24 protein-coding genes are annotated in these 21021 nt (G+C 62.7%); 7 read left to right on the top strand and 17 right to left on the bottom strand.

Annotation, left to right across the window (positions count from 1 at the left end; translation table 11 throughout):
* Nucleotide 1: 1 nt before the first annotated feature.
* Together ACVC5H_RS04215 and ACVC5H_RS04210 are read right to left on the bottom strand one after the other, a co-directional pair.
* A complete protein-coding gene (locus tag ACVC5H_RS04215; protein ID WP_489621152.1) occupies nucleotides 2-649 on the bottom strand; it encodes a nucleotide-binding protein in 648 nt (215 codons plus the stop codon).
* A 149-nt stretch (nucleotides 650-798) separates the two neighbouring features.
* Entirely contained in the window at nucleotides 799-2178 is a 1380-nt protein-coding gene (locus ACVC5H_RS04210) for a M16 family metallopeptidase (protein WP_489621151.1), read from the bottom strand.
* 169 nt (nucleotides 2179-2347) lie between these two features.
* On the opposite strand from ACVC5H_RS04210, the gene ftsY reads away from it, so the two are divergent.
* The 3 genes from ftsY to ftsX are packed head-to-tail and all read left to right on the top strand — an operon-like array spanning nucleotide 2348 to nucleotide 5104.
* Nucleotides 2348-3487 (top strand): signal recognition particle-docking protein FtsY, encoded by a 1140-nt coding sequence (gene ftsY, locus ACVC5H_RS04205; protein ID WP_489621150.1) that lies wholly within the window; start codon nucleotides 2348-2350, stop codon nucleotides 3485-3487.
* 4 nt (nucleotides 3488-3491) lie between these two features.
* On the top strand, nucleotides 3492-4184 hold the full coding sequence (locus tag ACVC5H_RS04200; RefSeq protein ID WP_489621149.1) for a cell division ATP-binding protein FtsE: 693 nt from the start codon (nucleotides 3492-3494) through the stop codon (nucleotides 4182-4184).
* Nucleotides 4181-5104: a permease-like cell division protein FtsX gene (gene ftsX, locus ACVC5H_RS04195; protein ID WP_489621148.1), complete on the top strand. Its 924-nt coding sequence runs from the start codon at nucleotides 4181-4183 to the stop codon at nucleotides 5102-5104. Before ACVC5H_RS04200 ends, ftsX begins: the two co-directional genes overlap by 4 nt.
* A 19-nt stretch (nucleotides 5105-5123) precedes the next feature.
* On the opposite strand, the gene ACVC5H_RS04190 is transcribed toward ftsX, so the two are convergent.
* On the bottom strand, nucleotides 5124-6065 hold the full coding sequence (locus tag ACVC5H_RS04190) for a hypothetical protein (RefSeq protein WP_489621147.1): 942 nt from the start codon (nucleotides 6063-6065) through the stop codon (nucleotides 5124-5126).
* Between the two features lie 630 nt (nucleotides 6066-6695).
* On the opposite strand from ACVC5H_RS04190, the gene rpoH reads away from it, so the two are divergent.
* Nucleotides 6696-7595 (top strand): RNA polymerase sigma factor RpoH, encoded by a 900-nt coding sequence (rpoH, locus tag ACVC5H_RS04185; RefSeq protein WP_489621146.1) that lies wholly within the window; start codon nucleotides 6696-6698, stop codon nucleotides 7593-7595.
* A 101-nt stretch (nucleotides 7596-7696) separates the two neighbouring features.
* Here rpoH and ACVC5H_RS04180 read toward each other — a convergent pair whose 3' ends face one another.
* Genes ACVC5H_RS04180 through ACVC5H_RS04160 form a run of 5 tightly spaced genes read right to left on the bottom strand, consistent with a single transcriptional unit; the run spans nucleotide 7697 to nucleotide 11691 of the window.
* A complete protein-coding gene (locus tag ACVC5H_RS04180) occupies nucleotides 7697-8287 on the bottom strand; it encodes an SCO family protein (RefSeq protein WP_489621145.1) in 591 nt (196 codons plus the stop codon).
* A gap of 4 nt (nucleotides 8288-8291) precedes the next feature.
* Complete coding sequence (gene cyoE, locus ACVC5H_RS04175) at nucleotides 8292-9185, bottom strand: heme o synthase (protein ID WP_489621144.1); 894 nt, start codon at nucleotides 9183-9185, stop codon at nucleotides 8292-8294.
* Nucleotides 9182-10318 (bottom strand): COX15/CtaA family protein, encoded by a 1137-nt coding sequence (locus tag ACVC5H_RS04170; protein ID WP_489621143.1) that lies wholly within the window; start codon nucleotides 10316-10318, stop codon nucleotides 9182-9184. The genes cyoE and ACVC5H_RS04170 overlap by 4 nt, the downstream gene beginning before the upstream one ends.
* A 43-nt stretch (nucleotides 10319-10361) precedes the next feature.
* Nucleotides 10362-10988, bottom strand: a complete 627-nt coding sequence (locus ACVC5H_RS04165) for an SCO family protein (protein ID WP_489621142.1) — start codon at nucleotides 10986-10988, stop codon at nucleotides 10362-10364.
* On the bottom strand, nucleotides 10975-11691 hold the full coding sequence (locus tag ACVC5H_RS04160; protein WP_489621141.1) for an SURF1 family protein: 717 nt from the start codon (nucleotides 11689-11691) through the stop codon (nucleotides 10975-10977). The genes ACVC5H_RS04165 and ACVC5H_RS04160 overlap by 14 nt, the downstream gene beginning before the upstream one ends.
* 109 nt (nucleotides 11692-11800) lie before the next feature.
* Here ACVC5H_RS04160 and ACVC5H_RS04155 point away from each other — a divergent pair, with 109 nt between their 5' ends.
* Nucleotides 11801-12001, top strand: coding sequence for a twin transmembrane helix small protein (locus tag ACVC5H_RS04155; RefSeq protein WP_013236083.1), 201 nt, complete (start codon nucleotides 11801-11803; stop codon nucleotides 11999-12001).
* Nucleotides 12002-12067: 66 nt separating this feature from the next.
* On the opposite strand, the gene ACVC5H_RS04150 is transcribed toward ACVC5H_RS04155, so the two are convergent.
* The 8 genes from ACVC5H_RS04150 to ACVC5H_RS04115 form a co-directional block, all read right to left on the bottom strand.
* Nucleotides 12068-12928 (bottom strand): cytochrome c oxidase subunit 3, encoded by an 861-nt coding sequence (locus ACVC5H_RS04150; RefSeq protein WP_489621140.1) that lies wholly within the window; start codon nucleotides 12926-12928, stop codon nucleotides 12068-12070.
* Between the two features lie 118 nt (nucleotides 12929-13046).
* Nucleotides 13047-13223, bottom strand: coding sequence for a DUF2970 domain-containing protein (locus tag ACVC5H_RS04145; RefSeq protein WP_489622648.1), 177 nt, complete (start codon nucleotides 13221-13223; stop codon nucleotides 13047-13049).
* Between the two features lie 73 nt (nucleotides 13224-13296).
* Nucleotides 13297-13869 carry a cytochrome c oxidase assembly protein gene (locus tag ACVC5H_RS04140; RefSeq protein WP_489621139.1) on the bottom strand — a complete coding sequence of 191 codons (573 nt, stop codon included), beginning with the start codon at nucleotides 13867-13869 and terminating at the stop codon, nucleotides 13297-13299.
* Nucleotides 13866-13976 (bottom strand): cytochrome oxidase small assembly protein, encoded by a 111-nt coding sequence (locus tag ACVC5H_RS04135; protein ID WP_338716715.1) that lies wholly within the window; start codon nucleotides 13974-13976, stop codon nucleotides 13866-13868. Before ACVC5H_RS04135 ends, ACVC5H_RS04140 begins: the two co-directional genes overlap by 4 nt.
* A 49-nt stretch (nucleotides 13977-14025) precedes the next feature.
* Nucleotides 14026-15645 (bottom strand): cytochrome c oxidase subunit I, encoded by a 1620-nt coding sequence (gene ctaD / locus ACVC5H_RS04130; protein WP_489621138.1) that lies wholly within the window; start codon nucleotides 15643-15645, stop codon nucleotides 14026-14028.
* An 18-nt stretch (nucleotides 15646-15663) separates the two neighbouring features.
* Nucleotides 15664-16824 carry a cytochrome c oxidase subunit II gene (gene coxB, locus ACVC5H_RS04125; protein WP_489621137.1) on the bottom strand — a complete coding sequence of 387 codons (1161 nt, stop codon included), beginning with the start codon at nucleotides 16822-16824 and terminating at the stop codon, nucleotides 15664-15666.
* Between the two features lie 22 nt (nucleotides 16825-16846).
* Nucleotides 16847-17317 carry a DUF2244 domain-containing protein gene (locus ACVC5H_RS04120; protein ID WP_489621136.1) on the bottom strand — a complete coding sequence of 157 codons (471 nt, stop codon included), beginning with the start codon at nucleotides 17315-17317 and terminating at the stop codon, nucleotides 16847-16849.
* A gap of 413 nt (nucleotides 17318-17730) precedes the next feature.
* The gene (locus ACVC5H_RS04115) at nucleotides 17731-18678 is read right to left on the bottom strand and encodes a methyltransferase domain-containing protein (RefSeq protein ID WP_489621135.1); all 948 of its coding nucleotides are present in this window, start codon (nucleotides 18676-18678) and stop codon (nucleotides 17731-17733) included.
* A 108-nt stretch (nucleotides 18679-18786) separates the two neighbouring features.
* Here ACVC5H_RS04115 and ACVC5H_RS04110 point away from each other — a divergent pair, with 108 nt between their 5' ends.
* A complete protein-coding gene (locus tag ACVC5H_RS04110) occupies nucleotides 18787-19641 on the top strand; it encodes a double zinc ribbon domain-containing protein (protein ID WP_489621134.1) in 855 nt (284 codons plus the stop codon).
* 33 nt (nucleotides 19642-19674) lie between these two features.
* A complete protein-coding gene (locus ACVC5H_RS04105) occupies nucleotides 19675-20157 on the top strand; it encodes a tRNA (cytidine(34)-2'-O)-methyltransferase (RefSeq protein ID WP_489621133.1) in 483 nt (160 codons plus the stop codon).
* A gap of 69 nt (nucleotides 20158-20226) precedes the next feature.
* Here the strand turns inward: ACVC5H_RS04105 and ACVC5H_RS04100 are convergent, their stop codons facing one another.
* Nucleotides 20227-21021, bottom strand: a complete 795-nt coding sequence (locus ACVC5H_RS04100; RefSeq protein WP_034331301.1) for an ABC transporter ATP-binding protein — start codon at nucleotides 21019-21021, stop codon at nucleotides 20227-20229.

The following is a 21021-nucleotide window of genomic DNA, read 5'->3' as shown; positions in this document are numbered from 1 at the left end:
GTCATGCGTTCTGGTCAGTGGGCGGCTGGCCGGCCAGCCACTGCAGGATGGGCTGCCATTGTTCGAGATCGCGCTGCACGCGCGAAGGCGCGATATCCCACAGGGTCAGGCCGTGGGCGGCCAGTTGCACGTAGTTCTGGGTGTCGCGCAGATGGCCCAGCACCGGCAATTTCAGGCCTTCGATGAAGCGCTGCAATTGCTCGGCCGAGCGGGTGCGGGCATCGACGCGCATGCCGACGATACCCACATCGATCTCGCCATCGCGCACCGCCTTTTCATTGGCCAGCCGGCGCAGGAAATCCTGGGTGGCGAGGATGTCGAAGATCGACGGCTGCAGCGGCACCAGGATCTTGTCGGCCAGCTTGAGCGCATCGTTGAGGCGCCAGCCATGCAGCCCGGCCGGGGTATCGAGGACCACGTGGCTGGTGCCTTTGGGGGGCTTGGCCACGTAGTCTTCGTTGATCTCCCAGGTGGCGATGGGGCGCGCCTGTTCGGGGCGAATCGACAGCCAGGCGCGCGAGGACTGCTGGCGGTCGATGTCGCCCAGCAGCACGCCATGGCCAAGGCTTGCGAAATAACCGGCCAGGTTGGTGGCCAGAGTGGTCTTGCCTACGCCTCCCTTGGGATTGGCGACGACGATGACGGGCATGGTTTTCTCCGTGAAGAACAGAAGCCGATCAATCAGATCAATCAGGAATGGGTGAACTGTGTCACCCGGCATTCATTGAGCATTCATTGAGCATTAATGCTGTGGCAATCACCATTAAATCATCCTTAATGGTGCCAACACGCCTGCGTTCAATGCAGCAGGCCCGGCGGCGGCGCGGCAGGCTTCCTGCCGTCCAGCGGCAGGGGGACCAGCGTGGCCACGGTCAGGCTATCGTCCTTGAAGTATTTCTGCGCCACCGCCTGCACCTGCTCGGCCGTCACGCTGTTGAGACGGTCGATGATGCGGTCGATGTTCTTCTGGCCCAGGCCGATGGTTTCCATCATGCCGATTTCCATGGCCTGGCCGAAGACGGAATCGCGCTTGTAGACCTGGGAGGCGATCAGTTGCGTCTTCACGCGCTGCAGTTCCTGGTCGGACACGCCTTCGCTGGCGATGCGCCGGACCTCGGCACGCAGCAGGCCTTCCAGCTCTTCGGTGGTGACGCCATTGGCCGGGCTGCCTTCCAGCGTGAACAGCACCGGGCCGCGCGCCACGCCGCTGTAGCTGGCGCCGACTGCCGTGGCCTTGCCGCTGCTGCGGATCAGGCTGGCCGTCAGGCGGGCATTGTCATAGCCATCCAGCACGGCCGAGAGTACATCGAGGGCGTAGGCTTCCTGGTCGGCTTCGACCTTGCGCAGGGCCGGCACCTTCCAGGCCATCACCACGTAGGGATTCTCGGCCGGCGCCTTGACGGTGACGCGGCGCATACCCAGCTGCCCGGGCTCGTTCTGCGGCTTGCCCTGCGGCAAGGGATGGGCGGGGATCTTGCCGAAATATTTCTTCGCCAGCGCCAGCACGCGCTGCGCATCGACGTCGCCGGCCACGACCAGGGTGGCGTTGTTGGGGGCGTACCACTGGCGGTACCAGCTGGCGATGTCCTGCACGGTCATGTGCTGCAGGTCGTCCATCCAGCCGACCACCGGATGGTGATAGGGATGGGCGGTCCAGGCGGCGGCGTTCAGGGCTTCGTTCAACAGGCCCATGGGCTGGTCATCGGTGCGCCAGCGGCGCTCTTCCATGATGACGCGGATTTCCTTGGCGAATTCACTGGCATCGAATTGCAGGTTGGCCATGCGGTCGGCTTCCAGGGCCATCACTTTTTCGAGGTGGCTTTTTTCGATCTGCTGGAAGTAGGCGGTGAAATCATTGGCCGTGAAGGCGTTTTCCTGGCCGCCCAGCTCGGCCACGAGGCGGCTGAATTCGCCGACTTTGTGATGCTTCGTGCCCTTGAACATCATGTGTTCCAGCGCATGCGACACACCCGTGGTGCCGTTGAGTTCATCGATGCCGCCGACCTTGTACCAGACCATCTGCACGGCCGTGGGGGCGCGGCGGTCTTCCTTGACGACGACCTTCATGCCGTTGGCCAGCACGAATTCCTGTGCCGGCTCGGCCCGCACCTGGGCTGCCGTGCTGGCGAGCAGGCTCAGCAGGGCGGTGGCCAGGAGGGCTCTGATCTTCGATTTCATGGGCTGTGCTCTGATAAAATGCAGGATTCATTGACCCTGGCGGCCATGCGCGGGTCTTGTGGAGGGGGCAATTGTAACCTGTCCACTGCGGTTGTCAGGGCAGCCACGCGCCTGCCGTCCCGCCCTCCCCGCCCCGGCCGCAGCCACCATCCTGCCTATCCGCCATCCGATGTTCAGTTTCTTCAAGAGAAAACCCAAACCGGAAGCGCAACCCGCGCTGCCGCCCCAGGCCGAGCCGGCGCCCCAGCCTGTACCTGATGTTCCGGCTGCCCCTGCCGCCCCTGCCGCTCCTGTTTCCGCGGCGCCAGCCCCGGTGGCTGCGCCTGCCCCGCAACCCGAACCTGTGCCCGCCGTGGAAGAGACGGCAGAAGAGGTCGAGATCGTCGCCGCCCCGGAACCTGCCCCCGAGGCCAAGCGCTCCTGGCTGTCGCGCCTGAAGGCCGGGCTGTCCAAGACCTCGAACAACCTGACCACGCTGTTCGTGGGTGCGCGCATTGATGAAGACTTGTACGAGGAGCTGGAATCGGCCCTGCTGGTCTCGGACGCCGGGGTCGAAGCCACCCAGTGGCTGCTGGACGAACTGAAGAAAAAAGTCAAAAACGAGCGCCTCACCGAAGCCGCCCAGGTGCGCACTGCCCTGCGCACCCTGCTGATCGACCTGCTGCAGCCGCTGCAGCGTCCGCTGGTGCTGGGCCGTGACAAGCCGCTGGTGATGATGATTGCCGGCGTCAACGGTGCCGGCAAGACCACCACCATCGGCAAACTGGCGCTGCATCTGCAGGCGCACGGCCAGTCGGTGCTGCTGGCTGCGGGCGACACCTTCCGCGCCGCTGCCCGCGAGCAGCTGGCGGTCTGGGGCGAGCGCAACAACGTGCAGGTGATTGCGCAGGAATCCGGCGATCCGGCTGCGGTGGCCTATGACTCGGTGCATTCGGCCCAGGCGCGCGGCACCCACGTGGTGATGGTCGATACGGCCGGCCGCCTGCCCACGCAACTGCACCTGATGGATGAACTCAAGAAGATCAAGCGGGTCATTGCCAAGGCCATGAATTCGGCGCCGCACGAAGTGCTGCTGGTGATCGACGGCAACACCGGCCAGAACGCGCTGGCCCAGGTCAAGGCCTTCGATGATGCGCTGGGGCTGACCGGTCTGGTGGTGACCAAGCTGGATGGCACGGCCAAGGGCGGCATCCTGGCCGCCATCGCCAAGACCCGCCCGGTGCCGCTGTACTTCATCGGCGTGGGTGAAAAGATCGAAGACCTGCAACCCTTCAACGCCACCGAATTCGTCGACGCCCTCCTGAGTTGAACCGATGATTGAATTTACCCGGGTTTCCAAGCAATACGCGCGCGAGGTCTATGCCCTGCGCGACATTACGTTGTCGGTGAAGAAGGGCGAATTGATCTTTCTGGCCGGCCCTTCCGGCGCCGGCAAATCGACCCTCCTGAAGATGATCGCCGCCATCGAGCGGCCCACCTCGGGCAAGCTCACCGTCAGCGGTACCGATATCGTGGGGCTCAAGGCATCCGGCCTGCCCTATCTGCGGCGCAACCTGGGGCTGATCTTCCAGCAGCAGAAACTCTTGCTGGACCGCAATCTGCTGGCCAACGTGATGCTGCCGCTGATCGTGACCGGCTCTTCCCGCCAGGACGCCGAAAAGCGCGCCCGCGCCGCGCTGGACAAGGTAGACCTGCTGGACAAGGCCCGCTGCGAACCGCTGGAACTGTCCGGTGGCGAGCAGCAGCGGGTGGCCATTGCGCGCGCCATCGTCAACCGGCCGCAGATCATCCTGGCCGACGAACCGACCGCCAACCTGGACCGCGCCAATGCCAACAAGGTGCTGGCAGCGCTGAAATCCTTCCATGGTGTGGGCGTGACCTGCCTGATCTCGACCCATGACGAGAATTTCCTGACCGGTGCCGACCGCATCATCTACCTGGACCGTGGCCGCATCGTCGATGGCTGGCACAACGGCGTGGCCAATCCCGTGGAGGTATCGCCATGAACTGGCTCGGACAGCATTTCGCCGCCATCGCCGATGCGCTGCGCCACCTGCTGCGCTCGCCCGGCAATTTCGTGCTCAACGTGCTGGTGGTCTCGATTGCGCTGGCCCTGCCCTTTGCGGGCCTGTCGGCGCTGGAAAACGTGCGGCCGATCTCGGACCAGATGTCGGTGGAGCCGGAGATCAGCATCTTCATGAAGCCCGACGCCAGCCGAGAGGCAGCCCAGGCGGTGGGCAAGACCATCAGCCAGATCCTGAAGGACGGCAAGACCAACGGCAAGGTCGAATTCATCCCGCGCGAGAAGGCTTTTGAGGCGATGAAGAGCAAGACCGGCCTGGCCGACGTGCTCGCCACGCTGGGCAGCAATCCGCTGCCGGACAGCTACGTGGTGCGCCTGCCGGGCTTCGAGAACGCCATGAATGCCACCCGCGTGGATGACATCGCCCAGCAGTTGAAGAAGCAGCCGGGCGTGGACACGGTGCAGATCGATTCCGAATGGGTCAAGCGGCTGGCGGCACTGCTGCGCATCCTGCGGCTGGTGTTGCTGTTCCTGGGCATCACGCTGGGCGCGGTGGTGGTGGCGGTGGTGTTCAATACCATCCGCCTGCAGGTGATGACGCAGCGCGATGAGATCGAGGTGTCGCGCCTGTTCGGGGCAACCAATTCCTTCATCTATCGGCCCTTCTACTACACCGGCGCCCTGCTGGGCTTGTGCGCCGGGCTGGTGGCGCTGGGACTGGTGGTGGCGGCGCAGCAGCCGCTGAACGAAGCGATTCTGGATTTTGCCCACTTGTATGCATCGGAATTCCAGCTGGCCCTGCCCAGCCCCATGGCCATCGGCCTGCTGCTGGCCATCAGCGGCTTGCTGGGCTTGTTCGGGGCGATGCTGTCGGTGCGCAGGCAGTTGGCCAGGAAGGCTTGAGCGGCGCGCTGATCGCTGATCAGAAGAAGTAACGGTGCAGGCCTCGTGATGCGCTCTGCTTGAGGAGCGTTCGCCGCCGCGCCGCCATGGCGGGACTGGGTGGCCTGGTCACTTCCAGTACCAGGCGATAGGTTCCTGCCCGGCCGCCAGAGCGGCGATACGTCGCCAGTGCCTGCCGGTCCAGCAAGACCTGCAACGACCACCAGTGATCGCTGTTGCGCAGATGCCGGGAGATGACCGGATCAATCCAGCCTGCGAACCACGATAAATTGTCCACAAGGCGCCGCAGGCTGTTGACGGTGTGCCGGGGCCGGCGCGGGATGAGGCCGAGGATGCCGAACTGGTCGAATTCCGGAATGGTCCAGATGGCGTCGTGGTGCCCGATGCGGTTGCGTACGTCGCGGATTCTCTTGAGCAGGCTGACGACCCGTCTCCTGAATTCGGGACTGCCGTAGGTAAAAAGCTGGCTGTCAGGCGCATACGGAAATACCGCTGCCAGAATCGCAGCCTGCAATCCTGATGGCTGTGAACGATGAGCCAGTCCACCAATCAGTACTTCCCAGAAGCCGAAAGGCAAGGCCGCCACCACATCATCAGGGGTGACGACATAGGCCGACGGCTTTTTGCCGGCGACTTTTTCCATCGCACAGAGAACGTCGACACGCGATTTCGAGCTCAGCTTGTGCAATGGCGGCAGTACGCCGGGTGCGGCTGGATTGATCGCGTGCGCTGGATTTGGCCTGGGCATCATCCAGCCGAACGAGTCCACGGCACCGTAATATCGCGACAGCGCGCCGTGCAAGGCATTGCGCAGCGACACCTCGACATCGGCAAGCAATGGCAGCATCCCTGCGGCAACCGCCTGGGTCCAGGCATAACAACCCAGCGTATCCTTGTGCGAGCTCGTGAGAAAAAATCGCTGGAGTGTGGACAACCGAGGAGCCGTGAGATGTTTCAGCATGCCGCCTGCCTGTTGAAAATGATGAACGCGGAGTGATATACTCGAGCGCATAGAGACAGGGGTTTTCCAAGCAATTGGTCGTGCCCCTGTAAATTGAGGACAAAGCCCGCTTTAGCGGGCTTTGGACTTTCTGGCGGGAAATTTTAGCCAGCATGGCTTCCCACAACAATAAACCGCCGGCTCACGCGTCTCCTTAACAGACCCAATCTCGTCGTTTGACGAGTTCAGGCGCTACGATCTGTTCTTCACTACGACGCTTGGCATCACGGCTGCTGCGCTTTCCGATGGCCTTTGCGCTGCAAAAATTGTTACAAGTTTCTGAGCCGCTTTTGACCCCCATCGCAACTTTTGTCGCTCAAAGGCGACTAAGATGAAGGGGAATTAATGCAATGGTTAGCTGAACAGCAATAGATCTTGGCTATCAGCGCTTCACTATCATGCAATTAGCACTCCCGGGTGACGAGTGCTAAAATACTTTATCGAATTGCTCCAGTTTTAGGGGAGCACTGCACCAAACAGCGTCTGGCCGCGTTGGCCGGGCCGGGGAAGTTGACCACATTGCCCCCGGCAACTGAAGCATCCGCTTCCTACCGTTTCATACTGTTTCCGTAAAGGAACCAAGGAGAATCCATGAAAACTGCGTCTGCACACACTGCACTCATGCCTGCCGAGTCCAATGCACTCGCGCTGGGTTTTTCCGGCAGCCTGGGCAACATCGACGCTTATATCTCGGCAGTGAACCGCCTGCCCATGCTGACCCAGGAAGAAGAGGTCAAGCTGGCCCGCGATCTGCGTGAGAAGAACGACCTGGGCGCCGCTCAGAAGATGGTGCTGTCGCACCTGCGCCTGGTGGTGTCGATCGCCCGCGGCTATCTCGGCTACGGCCTGCCGCACGCCGACCTGATCCAGGAGGGCAACATCGGCCTGATGAAGGCGGTCAAGCGCTTCGACCCGGCCCAGAACGTGCGCCTGGTGTCCTATGCCATGCACTGGATCAAGGCCGAGATCCACGAGTACATCCTGAAGAACTGGCGTCTGGTGAAGGTTGCTACCACCAAGGCCCAGCGCAAGCTGTTCTTCAACCTGCGCAGCCACAAGGAAGGCCTGGACGCGATGACGCCGGCCCAGGTCGAGGCCCTGGCCAAGACCCTGGACGTCAAGCGCGAAGAAGTGATCGAGATGGAAACCCGTCTGTCCGGTCGCGACATCGCCCTGGAATCGCCCACCGATGATGACGATGACAAGTTCGCGCCCATCGCCTACCTGTCTTCGGAGAATTCGGAACCGACCCGCGTGATCGAGGCCAAGCAGTACGACCGCCTGCAGTCCGAAGGCCTGGAAGCCGCACTGTCCAAGCTGGATGACCGCTCGCGCCGTATCGTCGAAGCCCGCTGGCTGGCCAATGACGATGGCTCGGGCGCCACCCTGCATGAACTGGCAGACGAGTTCGGGGTCTCCGCCGAGCGTATCCGCCAGATCGAAGCGGTGGCGCTGAAGAAGATGAAGACTGCACTGCAGGCTTATTCCTGATCGGTTCTTCACCCCCGATTCAGCAGAAACAAGAAAGGCGCCCTCGGGCGCCTTTCTTTTCATCCAAACGATTTATATCGTTTATTTCTTTTCCTGCACCATCACGACAGCAACAGCTTGATGTCATGCGCCAGCGTCTGCGGTCCCTGGCCATGCTTGACGAACAGGCGGATGTGTCCCTGCGGATCGAACACGTAGCTGCCCGCAGTGTGATCCATCGTATAGCTGCCCGGCTGCTTGCCCGGCACCTTCTGGTAGAACACCTTGAATTCCTTGGCGACCTTCTCGGTCTGCTGCAGATCGCCGCGCAGGCCGAGGAAGCGCTTGTCGAAGGCCGGCACGTATTGCGATAACACTTCCTGAGTATCGCGCTCGGGATCGACGGTGACGAAGAGCACCTGCACCCGATCGGCATCCGGACCCAGTTCCTTCATGACGTTGGACATCTCGGCCATGGTGGTCGGGCACACGTCGGGGCATTGCGTATAGCCGAAGAACATCACCACCACCTTGCCCTTGAAATCGGCCAGGGTGCGCGGCTTGCCGTTGTGGTCGGTGAGCGCGAAGTCCTTGGCATAGTCCAGGCCGGTGACATCCGTATTGTTGAACTTCAGTTCAGGCTTGGACGGCCCGCAAGCCGCCAGCAGCGTCGCGCAGCCAGCCAGCAGCAGTGCCGAGAAAAATCTTTTCATGAGTTCAGAAGCTGCGGAACAGGAAATAGTGGTCCACCAGCAGCACCGCAAACAGGATGGACAGGTAGATGATCGAATAGGCAAAGGCCTTGCGCGCGATCAGGTCGGTGTAATGGCGATAGATCTGCCACGAATACCAGAAGAAGATCCCGCCCAGCACGATGGCCGTGCCCAGGTAGATCAAGCCGCTCATGCCGATGGCGAAGGGCAGCATGCTCACCGCCAGGAGCGCAATGGTGTACATCAGGATGTGCAGCTTGGTCACGTCCATGCCATGCGTGATGGGCAGCATCGGCAGGCCGGACTTGGCGTAGTCGTCGCGGCGGTACATGGCCAGCGCCCAGAAGTGCGGCGGGGTCCAGATGAAGATGATCATCACCAGCACCCAGGCCTGCATCGGCACGTCATTGGCCATCGCCGCCCAGCCCAGCGCGGGCGGCATGGCGCCGGCCAGGCCGCCGATGACGATGTTCTGCGAGGTCGCCGGTTTCAGGATGATGGTGTAGATGATGGCGTAACCGACGAAGGTGGCGAAGGTCAGCCACATGGTCAGGGGATTGACCAGGTTGTACAGCACCCACATGCCCAGGCCGCCCAGCACGCCCGAGAACACCAGGGTCTGACCCACGGTGATTTCGCCGCGCGCCATCGGGCGGCGCGCCGTACGGGCCATGCGCGAATCGATCTCGCGTTCGACCAGGCAGTTGATGGCGAAGGCCGCGCCGGCCAGGAGCCAGATGCCCAGCGTGCCGAAGATGACCTTGTGCCAGTCAGGCAGTTCAGGCGTGGAGAGGAACATGCCGATCACGGCACAGAACACCGCCAGCTGCGTCACGCGCGGCTTGGTCAGTGCCCAGTACTGGGCGATGCGGTTGGGTTGGGCGGTCAATGTGGTCATGGCGTGACGGGCCGGGCGTGCACTGGTGGAGCAGCGGTGGCCAGGCTGGAGGGTGCGTAACGGACCTTGTAGTTTAACATGACCATCAGGATGACCAGCAGCGCCGCACCGCCGTTGTGGATCACGGCAATGGCCAGCGGCCAGTTCAGATAGATGGTCGCCAGGCCAGTACAGAGCTGCAAACCCAGCACCGTCAGCATCCAGCGGGCGGTCTTGCGCAAGCCCTCATCGCGCAACGCCCGGTGTGCCAGCCATACAACATACAAGATGACGACAAAGGCAAAACTGCGATGCACCCAATGGATCGCGGTCAGCGCTTCGACCGGTAGGTAATCGCCGGAAGCGGTCATGCCGAGGTGGCGCCAGAGCGTAAAGCCGTGTTCAAAATCCATGTCCGGCACCAGCTTGCCATTGCAGAGCGGGAAGTCCGAACAGGCCAACGCCGCATAATTGGTGCTGACCCAGCCGCCCAGCGCGATCTGCAATCCCAGCAGTGCGGCCCCCACGGTGGCCGGCACCATCAGTGCGCGACCGCTCGCAGAGACGGGCAGGTGCTGCTCCTGCCGCGCTGCCAGCCAGGCCAGCATCGCCAGTAGCGTCAGGCCCAGCAGCAGGTGCGTCGTCACGATGATCGGCTGCAGCTTCATGGTCACGGTCCACGCACCGAAAGCCCCCTGCAGGCAGACGAAGCCCAGCAGCGCAGTCGGGAACCAGGGACGGAACTGCAGTTCGGTCTTGCCCGACCTGATCCAGCGGCGCCACGCCACCACCATCAGCACGATGATGAGGAAACCCACGGCCATGGCGAAATAGCGATGGATCATCTCGATCCAGGCCTTGGCCCAAGTCACGGGACCAAAGGGCATGGCCTCTTCGGCGGCATTGATGTGCTCATGCGCCAGGAGCGGATTGGCATGGCTGTAGCAGCCCGGCCAGTCAGGACAACCCAGCCCCGAGTCGGTCAGGCGCGTGAAGGCGCCGAACATGATCAGGTCGAAGGTAAAGAACAGCGTCACCCACACCAGCTTGCGGTATTTGTTGGCCACACCCTGCGCGCGCCGCACCAGCGCGAGCGGAATCAGGGCGACCACGAGCCCGGTCAGGCCCAGTTGTATCAGCGTCGTTGCATTCATCTTGAGTCAAACTTGCGTCACGGTGCGCCGGGTTCCCTCGGCATCAGCCGATGGAAGAGGCGCGCAGCAACTTGGAAATGTCCTTCTTCATCTTGCCGGGATCGGGGTCCTTGGGGAAACGCATCATCAGGTTGCCCAGCGGGTCGATCAGGTAGATGTGGTCCCGGGCGGTGGTCCCGGCATCGGCCGGCAACCAGGACTGCAATTTGCCAGCGTCAACCCGAAGGATATCGGTTCCGTCGTATTCGCGCAGCAGCAGGGTCGCAATCGGGGTGCGGTCGGTGACCAGCCAGACCCGTTCGATGCGGTCCATTTCCTTGCCTTGCATGAGCCGCAGCTGGCGCATGGTCAGCAGTTTGTTCTGGCAGGTCTCGCCGCAGTCGCCGCCATCGACCTGCAGCATCACCCACTTGCCCTTGTAATCCTCCAGCCTGGCCGGGCTGCCATCGATGGCGCTGCTGCCGAGATCGGGAATCGGATACTGCCGCGGATCGATCAGCGCGCCATAGTTGTTGCGGCTCTGCGGCTTGATGACGTAATAGGTGAGATAAGACGCGATCAGCGGTGCCGCGCACACGGCGACCACGGCCAGCATCTTCCAGCGTCCGATGCGGCGGCGGCGCGCCTCCTCGTTGGATGCGGACGGCTGGGGGACTTCAGGCTTTGTCATGACGACCACGTTTGAATCCTGTGACGATGAAAAAAAGAAGGGCCATCGCCGCCAGTGCGTACCACTGCACGGCATAGCCGCGATGACGGTCGATGCCCAGCGAGGGCGCAGGCCAGTCGCGCACCAGCGTATCGCCCGCTGCCCCGCCCTGCTCGAGCACCAGCGGTGCGATGGACAGCCCGCTCGCTGCCGCCAGCGCCGGCAGGTCCAGGTTCTGCAGGATGGCCTGCGGGCGCGGCGCATCGGCCGTGCCCAGCTGCATGACGTGGCCGGCATCCTTGCGCAAGATGCCTTCCACCTCGGTCATGCTGGACGGCGGCGGCACTTGCGGCACGCGTGTGCGATCAGCGGCATCGCGCGGCGCCCAGCCGCGTGCCACCACGACGGCCTGCGCACTGCCCTCGGGCTGGAACAGCGTGAGCACATGGAAACCCACGGCGCCGTTGTAGGGGCGGTTTTCCAGATAGAGCGTCCATTGCGCAAGGAACTGGCCGCGCAGTTGAACGTGCCGGAATTCAGCATCGGCAACATCTGCGGGCAGCGCACGCAGTGGCGCTTCACCGGAGCGCGCCTGCATGCGCTGCTGCAAGGCCAGCTTCTCCTGGGCGCGATGCGTCTGCCACTGCCCCAGCGCGATGCCGGCGGCGGCCACGATCAGCGTGGCGCAGAAAGGGATGAAGCGGAAAACGAATCGGTTCGGCATCGATGAAGTTTGGCCTTACAATGAAGCGCACACGGGACAAGAACAATCACATACACACCAGCGTCGCAGCATACCGCATGCACGCCTTCGGAGACAGGGTTCCATCCTCATGAAAATCGTCGTCGCCATCGCCTTCATCCTCATCCTGGCCAGCCTGGCCTCGGCGCTGATCTTCCTGATGCGCGACAAGGGCAAGAGCAACCGCACCGTGCAGGCGCTGACCTTGCGGGTCGGCTTTTCGGTGGCGCTGTTCCTGTTCATCCTCCTGAGCTACAAGCTGGGCTGGATACAGCCGACCGGCATCCGCTGATCTGCAGCGCGCCGCGCATGAAAAAGCCGCACCGAGGTGCGGCTTCTGCGCAGGCCACCGGCACGCTTACAGCCAGTACACCACCACGTACAGCCCCAGCCACACCACGTCCACGAAGTGCCAGTACCAGGCCGCGCCCTCGAAGGCGAAGTGATGCGTGGGCGTGAAGTGCCCGCGCAATACGCGATAGAGCACCACCGACAGCATGATCGCGCCCATGGTCACGTGGAAGCCGTGGAAGCCCGTCAGCATGAAGAAGGTCGAGCCATATATGCCGGAACTGAGCTTGAGGTTCAGCTCGGTATAGGCATGGATATATTCATACGCCTGGAATCCCATGAAGACCGCGCCCAGCAGGATGGTCAGGAACAGCCACACCGCCGTCTGCGCGCGATGGCCGGCGCGCATGGCGTGGTGCGAGATGGTCAACGTCACACCCGAACTCAGCAGCAGCAAGGTGTTGATGGTGGGGATGGGGAACGGCCCCATGGTGGTGAAGTTCTCCACCGTACCGGCCGGGCCGACATTGCCCCATTGCCCGGTGTAGTCGGGCCAGATCACCTTGTGATCGAGATCGGACAGCCACGGCATGGTGATGCTGCGGGCATAGAACAGCGCACCGAAGAAGGCACCGAAGAACATCACCTCCGAGAAGATGAACCAGCTCATGCTCCAGCGATAGGACAGGTCGATACGCTCGCTGTAGAGCCCGGATTCCGATTCGCGGATGGCATCGCCAAACCAGTAGTACAGCACCACCAGCACCATCAGGATGCCGAAGAGATTGACGTAGGGCGCCCACGAAACGCCATTGACCCAGGCCGAGGCCCCGATCATGGTGATGAGCATGGAAATGCCCGCCATCATCGGCCAGCGCGACGGGCCCGGAACGAAATAATGGGGTGCCTTGGCTTGCTGAGAACTCATGTTCTTCTCCCGGTACGAAATCTGACTGCATTGGCTGGCGGCTCGAGCATTAAGCTGCGTTGAATGCTCTTGCGATCCAGGTTCACTTTTCCTTAATGCTCTTTGAAAACCGGGCAGCTCATCCACCCGTCGCGCTGCGCAGCACCAGCTTGACGATGCTCACCAGCACGCCCACGAAGATCACCGCACCGAGGATGCCGGCGATGATCACGTGGACCGGGTTCAGTTGCGCCGCATCCGATTCATAATCCTTGCGCTTGCGCACGCCGAAGAAGGACCAGAACACCGCCTTCATCGTCGCGCCGAAGGAGGCCTTGCGCCGGGCCGCCTGTTTGAGCTCATCGTTCACACCATCTCCTCACGGCGGCTCAGCCCGCCGTCTTGTCCTTGCCGTTGATCTCGAAGAAGGTATAGGACAGCGTGATCGTCGTCACTTCCTTGGGCAGCTTGGGATCGATGTAGAACACCACCGGCATCTGCTTGGCCTGGTTCGGCCCCAGCGTCTGCTGGGTGAAGCAGAAGCACTCCACCTTCTTGAAGAAGGCCGCCGACTGCATCGGCGCATAGCTGGGGATGGCCTGGGCATCGACGTTGCGCGGCTGGGTATTGACCACTTCATAGGTGACCTGGGTCATCTCGCCCGGATGCACCTGCAGGCTGGCCACCGTCGGGCGGAAGCGCCACGGTCCCTGGGCATTGCCATCGAACTCGACCGTGATGGTGCGCGACTTGTCGACCTGCGTATTGGCCGGTGCTTCCACCGTCGCATCCTTGGGCGTGAGGAAGTTCACCCCGGTCACTTCGCAGATCTTGCGATAGACCGGAATGAGCGCATAGCCGAAGCCGAACATCAGCACCGCCACCACCAGCAGCTTCCTGAACATCACGCGGTTCAGGCCGCGTGATGCGCCGTCTTCGACCGGATCATCGTTTCTGCTCATTGCGCAAACCAGATGCGGTTGATGAAGATGCCAACGAAGAAGGCCAGCGCCACCATCCCCAGCAGCAGGCCGGTGCGCAGGTTGTTGGGTTTCTTGCGTTCGGTCATGGGCGTTGCCTTTGCATCAGGTGTGATGACTTGTCTTGTCCACAGGCGATCACTTCACCACCGGCGGTTCCTCGAAAGTGTGGAAAGGCGCCGGGCTGGGCACGGTCCATTCCAGTCCTTCCGCGCCTTCCCAGGGCTTGGCCTCGGCCTTCTTGCCGCCCTTGATCGAGGGAATCACCACGAAGAACAGGAAGTACACCTGCGACAGCCCGAACCCGAAGGCGCCGATGGAGGCGATCATGTTGAAGTCGGTGAACTGCGCCGGGTAGTCCGCATAGCGGCGCGGCATGCCGGCCAGCCCCAGGAAGTGCATCGGGAAGAAGGTGATGTTGAAGGTGACCAGCGAGGCCCAGAAGTGGAACTTGCCACGCCATTCGTTGTACATGAAGCCGGTCCACTTCGGGCCCCAGTAATAGTAGCCGGCGAAGAGCGCAAACAGCGAGCCCGCCACCAGCACGTAGTGGAAGTGCGCCACCACGTAATAGGTATCCTGCATCTGGATGTCGATGGGCGTGACGGCCAGGATCAGGCCAGTGAAGCCACCCATGGTGAAGACGAAGATGAAGCCCACCGAGAACAGCATCGGCGTCTCGAAAGTCATCGAGCCGCGCCACATGGTGGCGATCCAGTTGAAGATCTTCACGCCGGTCGGTACCGCAATGAGCATGGTGGCGTACATGAAGAACAGCTGCGCGGTCACCGGCATGCCGGTAGTGAACATGTGGTGCGCCCAGACGATGAAGGACAGGATCGCAATCGAGGCAGTGGCGTACACCATCGAGGCATAGCCGAACAGCGGCTTGCGCGCGAAGGCCGGGATGATCTGCGAGACGATGCCGAAGGCCGGCAGGATCATGATGTAGACCTCGGGATGGCCGAAGAACCAGAAGATGTGCTGGTACATCACCGGGTCACCGCCACCGGCGGCGTTGAAGAAGGAGGTGCCGAAATGGCGGTCGGTCAGCGTCATGGTGATGGCACCGGCCAGCACCGGCATCACGGCGATGAGCAGGTAGGCGGTGATGAGCCAGGTCCAGCAGAACATCGGCATCTTCATCAGCGTCATGCCGGGCGCGCGCATGTTCAAGATGGTGACGATGATGTTGATCGAGCCCATGATGGACGACGCGCCCATGATGTGCATGGCGAAGATGCCCATGTCCATGCCGGGGCCCATCTGCGTGGACAGCGGCGCATACAGCGTCCAGCCGGCCGCGGTGGCACCGCCCGGCACCAGGAAGGAACCCGCCAGCAGCAGCGCCGCAGGCGGCAGCAGCCAGAACGAGAAGTTGTTCATGCGCGCAAAGGCCATGTCGGAGGCGCCGATCTGCAACGGGATCATCCAGTTGGCGAAGCCCACGAAGGCCGGCATGATCGCGCCAAACACCATCACCAGGCCGTGCATGGTGGTCAACTGGTTGAAGAATTCCGGACGGAAGAACTGCAGCCCCGGCTGGAACAGTTCAGCCCGGATCAGCAGTGCCAGCACGCCGCCCGAGAGCAGCATGGTGAACGAGAACCACAGGTAAAGCGTGCCGATGTCCTTGTGGTTGGTGGCGAAGAGCCAGCGACGCCAGCCGTGCGGATGATCGTGCGCGTGGTCGTCATGTGCATGCCCATGCCCGTGATCGTGGGAATGATCGGGGGCGTGATCGACGGTGGTAGTCATGTCCGGTTCTCCAAACGATTACTTGCGGGCGGCCAGCACTTCGGCCGGCTGCACGATGTTTTCCTGGGCCTTGTTGGACCAGTTGTTGCGCGTATAGGTGATGACGGCGGCAATCTCGGTGTCGTTCAGCACACCCTTCCACGCCGGCATGGCGTTCTTGCCGTTGAGCAGGATGTGGATCTGGCCATCCTTGGGGCCATTGACCACGGCACTGCCATCGAGCGCCGGGAAGGCACCCGGCACACCCTTGCCGTTGGCCTGGTGGCAGGCTACGCAGTTGGCGGCATAGACCTTCTCGCCGCGCTGCTTCAACTCGTCGACCGTCCAGACCTTGTTGGGATCATCGGCCTTGGCGGCCATTTCCTTCTTCTTGCCGTCGACCCATTTCTTGTAATCGTCTTCGCTGACCACGTTGACCACGATGGGCATGAAGGCGTGATCCTTGCCGCACAGCTCCACGCACTGGCCGCGATAGGTGCCGATCTTCTCGGCGCGGAACCAGGTGTCGCGCACGAAGCCGGGGATGGCATCCTGCTTCACGCCGAAGGCGGGAATGGTCCAGGAGTGGATCACGTCATTGGCGGTGGTCACCAGGCGCACCTTCTTGTTGACGGGCACCACCACCGGATTGTCCACTTCGATCAGGTAGTTGTCGTTTTTCTTCAGGCTCGGATCGGTAACCTGCTCGCGCGGCGTAGCCAGGCTGGAGAGGAAGGAGATGCCTTCACCATCACCCTTCAGATAGTCATATCCCCATTTCCACTGCATGCCGGTGACCTTGATGGTGAGGTCGGCATTGGAGGTGTCCTTCATCGCCACCACCGTCTTGGTGGCCGGCAGCGCCATGCCGATCACGATCAGGAAAGGCACCACGGTCCAGGCGATTTCCACGGTCGTGCTTTCGTGGAAGGTGGCGGCCTTGTGGCCGACCGACTTGCGGTGCTTGATGATGGAATAGAACATCACGCCAAACACGGCCACGAAGATGACCAGGCAGATGATCAGCATCAGGATGTGCAGGTCATAGATCTGCTCGGCGATCTTGGTCACCGGCGGCTGGAAATTCATCTGCCGTACGGCCGGCCCCCCCGGACTGTCCACCACTGCCCAGGCCGGCAAGCCGGCCGCCAGCAGCGAGGCACCGAGGGTCAAGGATTGAAGGCGCTTCGCAAGTTTCATGGATTTCCTCTAGAGCCCAAAATTATAAGAATGAGGGTGCTGCCATCCCGCCACCCCTGGCGGCCAGTTCCTGTTGCAGCTCCTGCACGAAAGCGCGCCGTTGCCACAAGCTCATGAACCGACCAATTTCCACGCGCCGCCCCCGGCTTTCCAGAGCCACCAGCGACTGGCGACCGACAGGAAAAGCGATGCGCATGCCATGCAACTGCAAGCTGCTGCGGGTCGAACGACTGCCCTGGATCACTTCCACCTCCAGGCCATGATCGGCCAGCACCACTACTTCGCGATCGGTGGCGTGACGGGCGTAGACCAGCATGGCCGCGCCCACCGCCATCAGTTCAATGCATGAAAAAACCAGGATGATCCATGCGCCACGCAGCGTGAAGCCCAGCGCGACCATGAGTGAAACCGTACAAAGGATTGCGAAGACCCACGCCAACTGGCGTGGCGCAATCGAACAATTGCGCTTCAGTATCCATTCCCGCGTCTCCATAGCACCTCGCCAGCATGATTGGCGGTCGAGCGTGTCTGTGTGTCTCTGTCTCTGCTTCTAATTCTATTTCTCACCGCAGGAACATTCACTGGATGCGGGCGGCCCGGTCTGGCTGGGGACGTCCCTGGTATGGCGCTATCCGTGGCTATTCGTTTTGCGGTGCTTATTTATTCTTGCTATTCGTCTTGCCGGAATTTCTTTGTATGAATTTTTTTACCCATTTGAGTATAAGGGCTAACGTCGCCATGGATCAAGCACGCACCGCCGCATTGGCAACGGTGGCGCGCAAAAGCCGCCAGGGGCGTGGCTTTGCGACGCACGCAGGGGTGCGAAAGGAGGCGCGACGTGACGATAGGGCAACTATCCGGCAGGCCGGAGCGGGTTGCAGGACTGAGCCTTTATGAAGGATCCGGCTATCGCGAGGGCCGCTCGAAGCGGATGATGCTCTCGCCGGCCGCCGTGGTCTTGGGCACCGGGCGGAAGGCGTGACCGTAGACGATCTCGAAGGTCAGCGGGATCTTGCCGTCGGGCTTGCGCATGGCCTCGAAGGCGGCCAGCAGGCGCTGGTACTGGCTGCGGCTCAACATGCTGCGGCGCCGCGATTCCAGCGGATTGCCGCCCCAGGCGCGCACGTCTTCGAGCAGCCGTTGAGGGGTCTCATAGGTCACGGTGATGGTTTCCATGTCCATCACCGGCGTGGAAAAGCCGGCATTGACCAGCATGTCGCCGAAGTCGTGCATGTCGACGAAGGGCAAGGTGTGCGGTGCAAGATCGATCTGTTCGAAGGCACTGCGCACCTCGCGCAGCGTATCCGGGCCGAAGCAGGAAAACATCAGCAGGCCTTCCACCCGCAGCACGCGGCGCCACTCGGCGAAGACGCGATCAGGCTGCGGATGCCAGTGCAGGGCCAGGTTGGACCAGACCAGATCCAGCGCATTGGCCGCCAGCGGCAGGCGGGCGAAATCGGCGCAGGCCAGGGCCGGGCCGCTGCCGCCACTGGTCCCGGCGCCCAGCCATTTGTTGATGGAGCCAAACAGACGGTTCATCGCCGTCTGCGCGCCGCGCTGGTGTTCGGCGGCCTTGGCCAGCATGCCGTAGGCGCCGTCCAGACCGATCACCTGGGCCTCGGGATAGCGCTTCTGCAACACCGGCAGGTCGGCGCCTTCGCCGCATCCGGCGTCCAGGACTTCACGTGGGGCAATTTTCACCAGCGCCAGGCGCTCCTGCATGCGGGCCGAGACTTCGCGGCGCAGGAAATCGGATTCGGCCACGCGCTGCGGCTGGCCGAAGCGGCGGCGCACCAGGGGCAGGTCGATGGGAGCGCTCAGCTTGGCGCTGGCAGAAGGCGTTGGCAGGGACATGGGCAATGAAACAGGCAGATGGGGACAGCGCAGCAGTGTGGCGGCATGGGGCTGATGCGATAATGCGCGTAGTTTAGTCGAAATCCATTTTTCCCGGGCGCACCTCACATGGATCTCAAACCCACCAAACCCGCCGCCGCATCGCCCCAGGCCAAGCCTGGCACCGCTTATCGGGCCGTCGGCGGCAAGCCGGCCGGACCGGGCAAGGCTGCATCCGGCCCCGGCTGGCTGCAACGTCTGCTGACGTACCTGCCGCCTCTGCTGCCGTCCTCCTGCGCGCTGTGCGGCGCGGCCGGGCGCGAGACCCTGTGCGCGCACTGCCACAAGCGCTTCTATACGCGCCAGCATCGCCGCTGCATCCAGTGCGCCCTGCCCATGCCGGTGACCGGCAAGGACCTGCGCTGCGGCGCCTGCATGAAGGACCGCCCGGCCTTCGATGCCACCATCGTGGCCACCGATTATTTCGCCCCGTCCGACCAGTTGGCGCTGGCCCTGAAGTTCGGTGGCGACCTGCGCCTGGCGCCGCTGCTGGCCAGGTTGATCTTCGATGCCACGCGCCGCAATCCGGTGCCGGGTAGCGACGTGCAGTTACCGCTTCCCACCCTGCTGGCCCCGGTGCCACTGGGACTGGCGCGCCTGCAGGAACGCGGTTTCAACCAGGCGCTGGAAATCGCCCGCCCGCTGGGCAAGCTGCTGGATATCCCGGTCCAGCCGCGCCTGCTGGAACGCAAGAAGGAAACCCAGGCGCAATCGGCCCTGCCGGTCGGTGCGCGCGCCCGCAACGTGCGCTCGGCCTTCGTCCTGCCCTTTGCCGCCATGGACCAGGTGCGCGGATTGCATGTGGGCATCGTCGATGACGTCATGACCACCGGGGCTACCTTGAATGAAGTGGCGATCGTGCTCAAGCGGCACGGCGCCCGGCGCGTGACCAACCTGGTCTTTGCGCGCACCCTGCCGGTCTGAATCCGGCCCTCTTTTTTCAGCAGGAGAAGTTTTTTGTTCCACGTCGTCCTGGTCGAGCCGGAGATCCCTCCCAATACCGGCAACATCATCCGCCTGTGCGCCAATACCGGTGCGCAATTGCATCTGGTGGAGCCACTCGGCTTCCCGCTCGACGATGCCAAGATGCGGCGCGCCGGGCTGGATTATCACGAATACGCCAACATGCAGGTCCACAAGGACTGGGACCAGTTCCTGGCCTGTCGCCGCCAGGATCCGCAGTTTGACCAGGCACGCATGTTCGCCATGACCACGCATGGCTCCACGCCCTTTGCCGGCCTGGCCTTCCGGCCGGGCGACACCTTCGTGTTCGGTTCCGAGACCCGCGGACTGGCCCCTGAGCGGCGCGAATCCTTCCCCACCGCACAGCGCATCCGCCTACCGATGCGGCCGGGCAATCGCAGCATCAACCTCTCCAATACGGTGGCGGTGGTGGTGTACGAAGCCTGGCGGCAGAATGGCTATGACGGTGGCAGCTGATCTGCCGCCGTGCCCATGAAAAACGGCTCCCGAGGGAGCCGTTTTCGCTGGTGTCGTGATGACGCCGGGTCAGCCCAGCAGGAGAGCATCATCCGACAGCTTCTCCCCGCGCGTCTGCTCGAACATCTTCAGCAGGTCCGGCACATCCAGCCCGGCGCGTTCCGGACCGGACACGTCCAGCACCACGCGGCCCTGGTGAAGCATCACGGTGCGGTCGCCGTAGTCCAGCGCCTGGCGCATGCTGTGGGTCACCATCATGGTGGTCAGCTTGGCCTCCGAGACGATCTTGGCCGTCAGCTCCAGCACAAAGGCCGCCGTCTTGGGATCCAGCGCGGCCGTGTGCTCATCCAGCAGCAGGATGCGCGACGGCTGCAGCGAGGCCATCAACAGGCTCACCGCCTGGCGCTGGCCGCCCGAGAGCAGGCCGATGCGGTCGGTCAGGCGATTCTCCAGCCCCAGGTTGAGGATCGCCAGCTTCTCGCGGAACAGCTCGCGCATCTTGCCGCGAATGGCGAAATTGAAACCACGACGACGGCCACGCGCCATCGCCAGGGCCATGTTCTCTTCGATGGTCAACGCCTCGCAGGTGCCGGCCATCGGGTCCTGGAACACGCGCGCCACCATGCCGGCGCGATCCCAGGCCTGCTTGCGGGTGACGTCGGTACCGTCGATCTCGATCTTGCCGGTATCGACCAGCAGGTCACCGGAGATCGCATTGAGGAAAGTGGACTTGCCCGCACCATTGGAGCCGATCACGGCCACGAACTGGCCGGTCGGGATTTCCAGCGAGAGGCCGCGCAGGGCCGGGTTCTCGATGGGGGTGCCGGGATTGAAGGTGATCTTGAGATCGGTGGCTTTCAACAT

It is taken from the genome of Herbaspirillum sp. Her3 (assembly GCF_057961275.1).
Note: the sequence above shows the minus strand (reverse complement) of the source record. Positions and strands in the feature narration are given on the sequence as shown.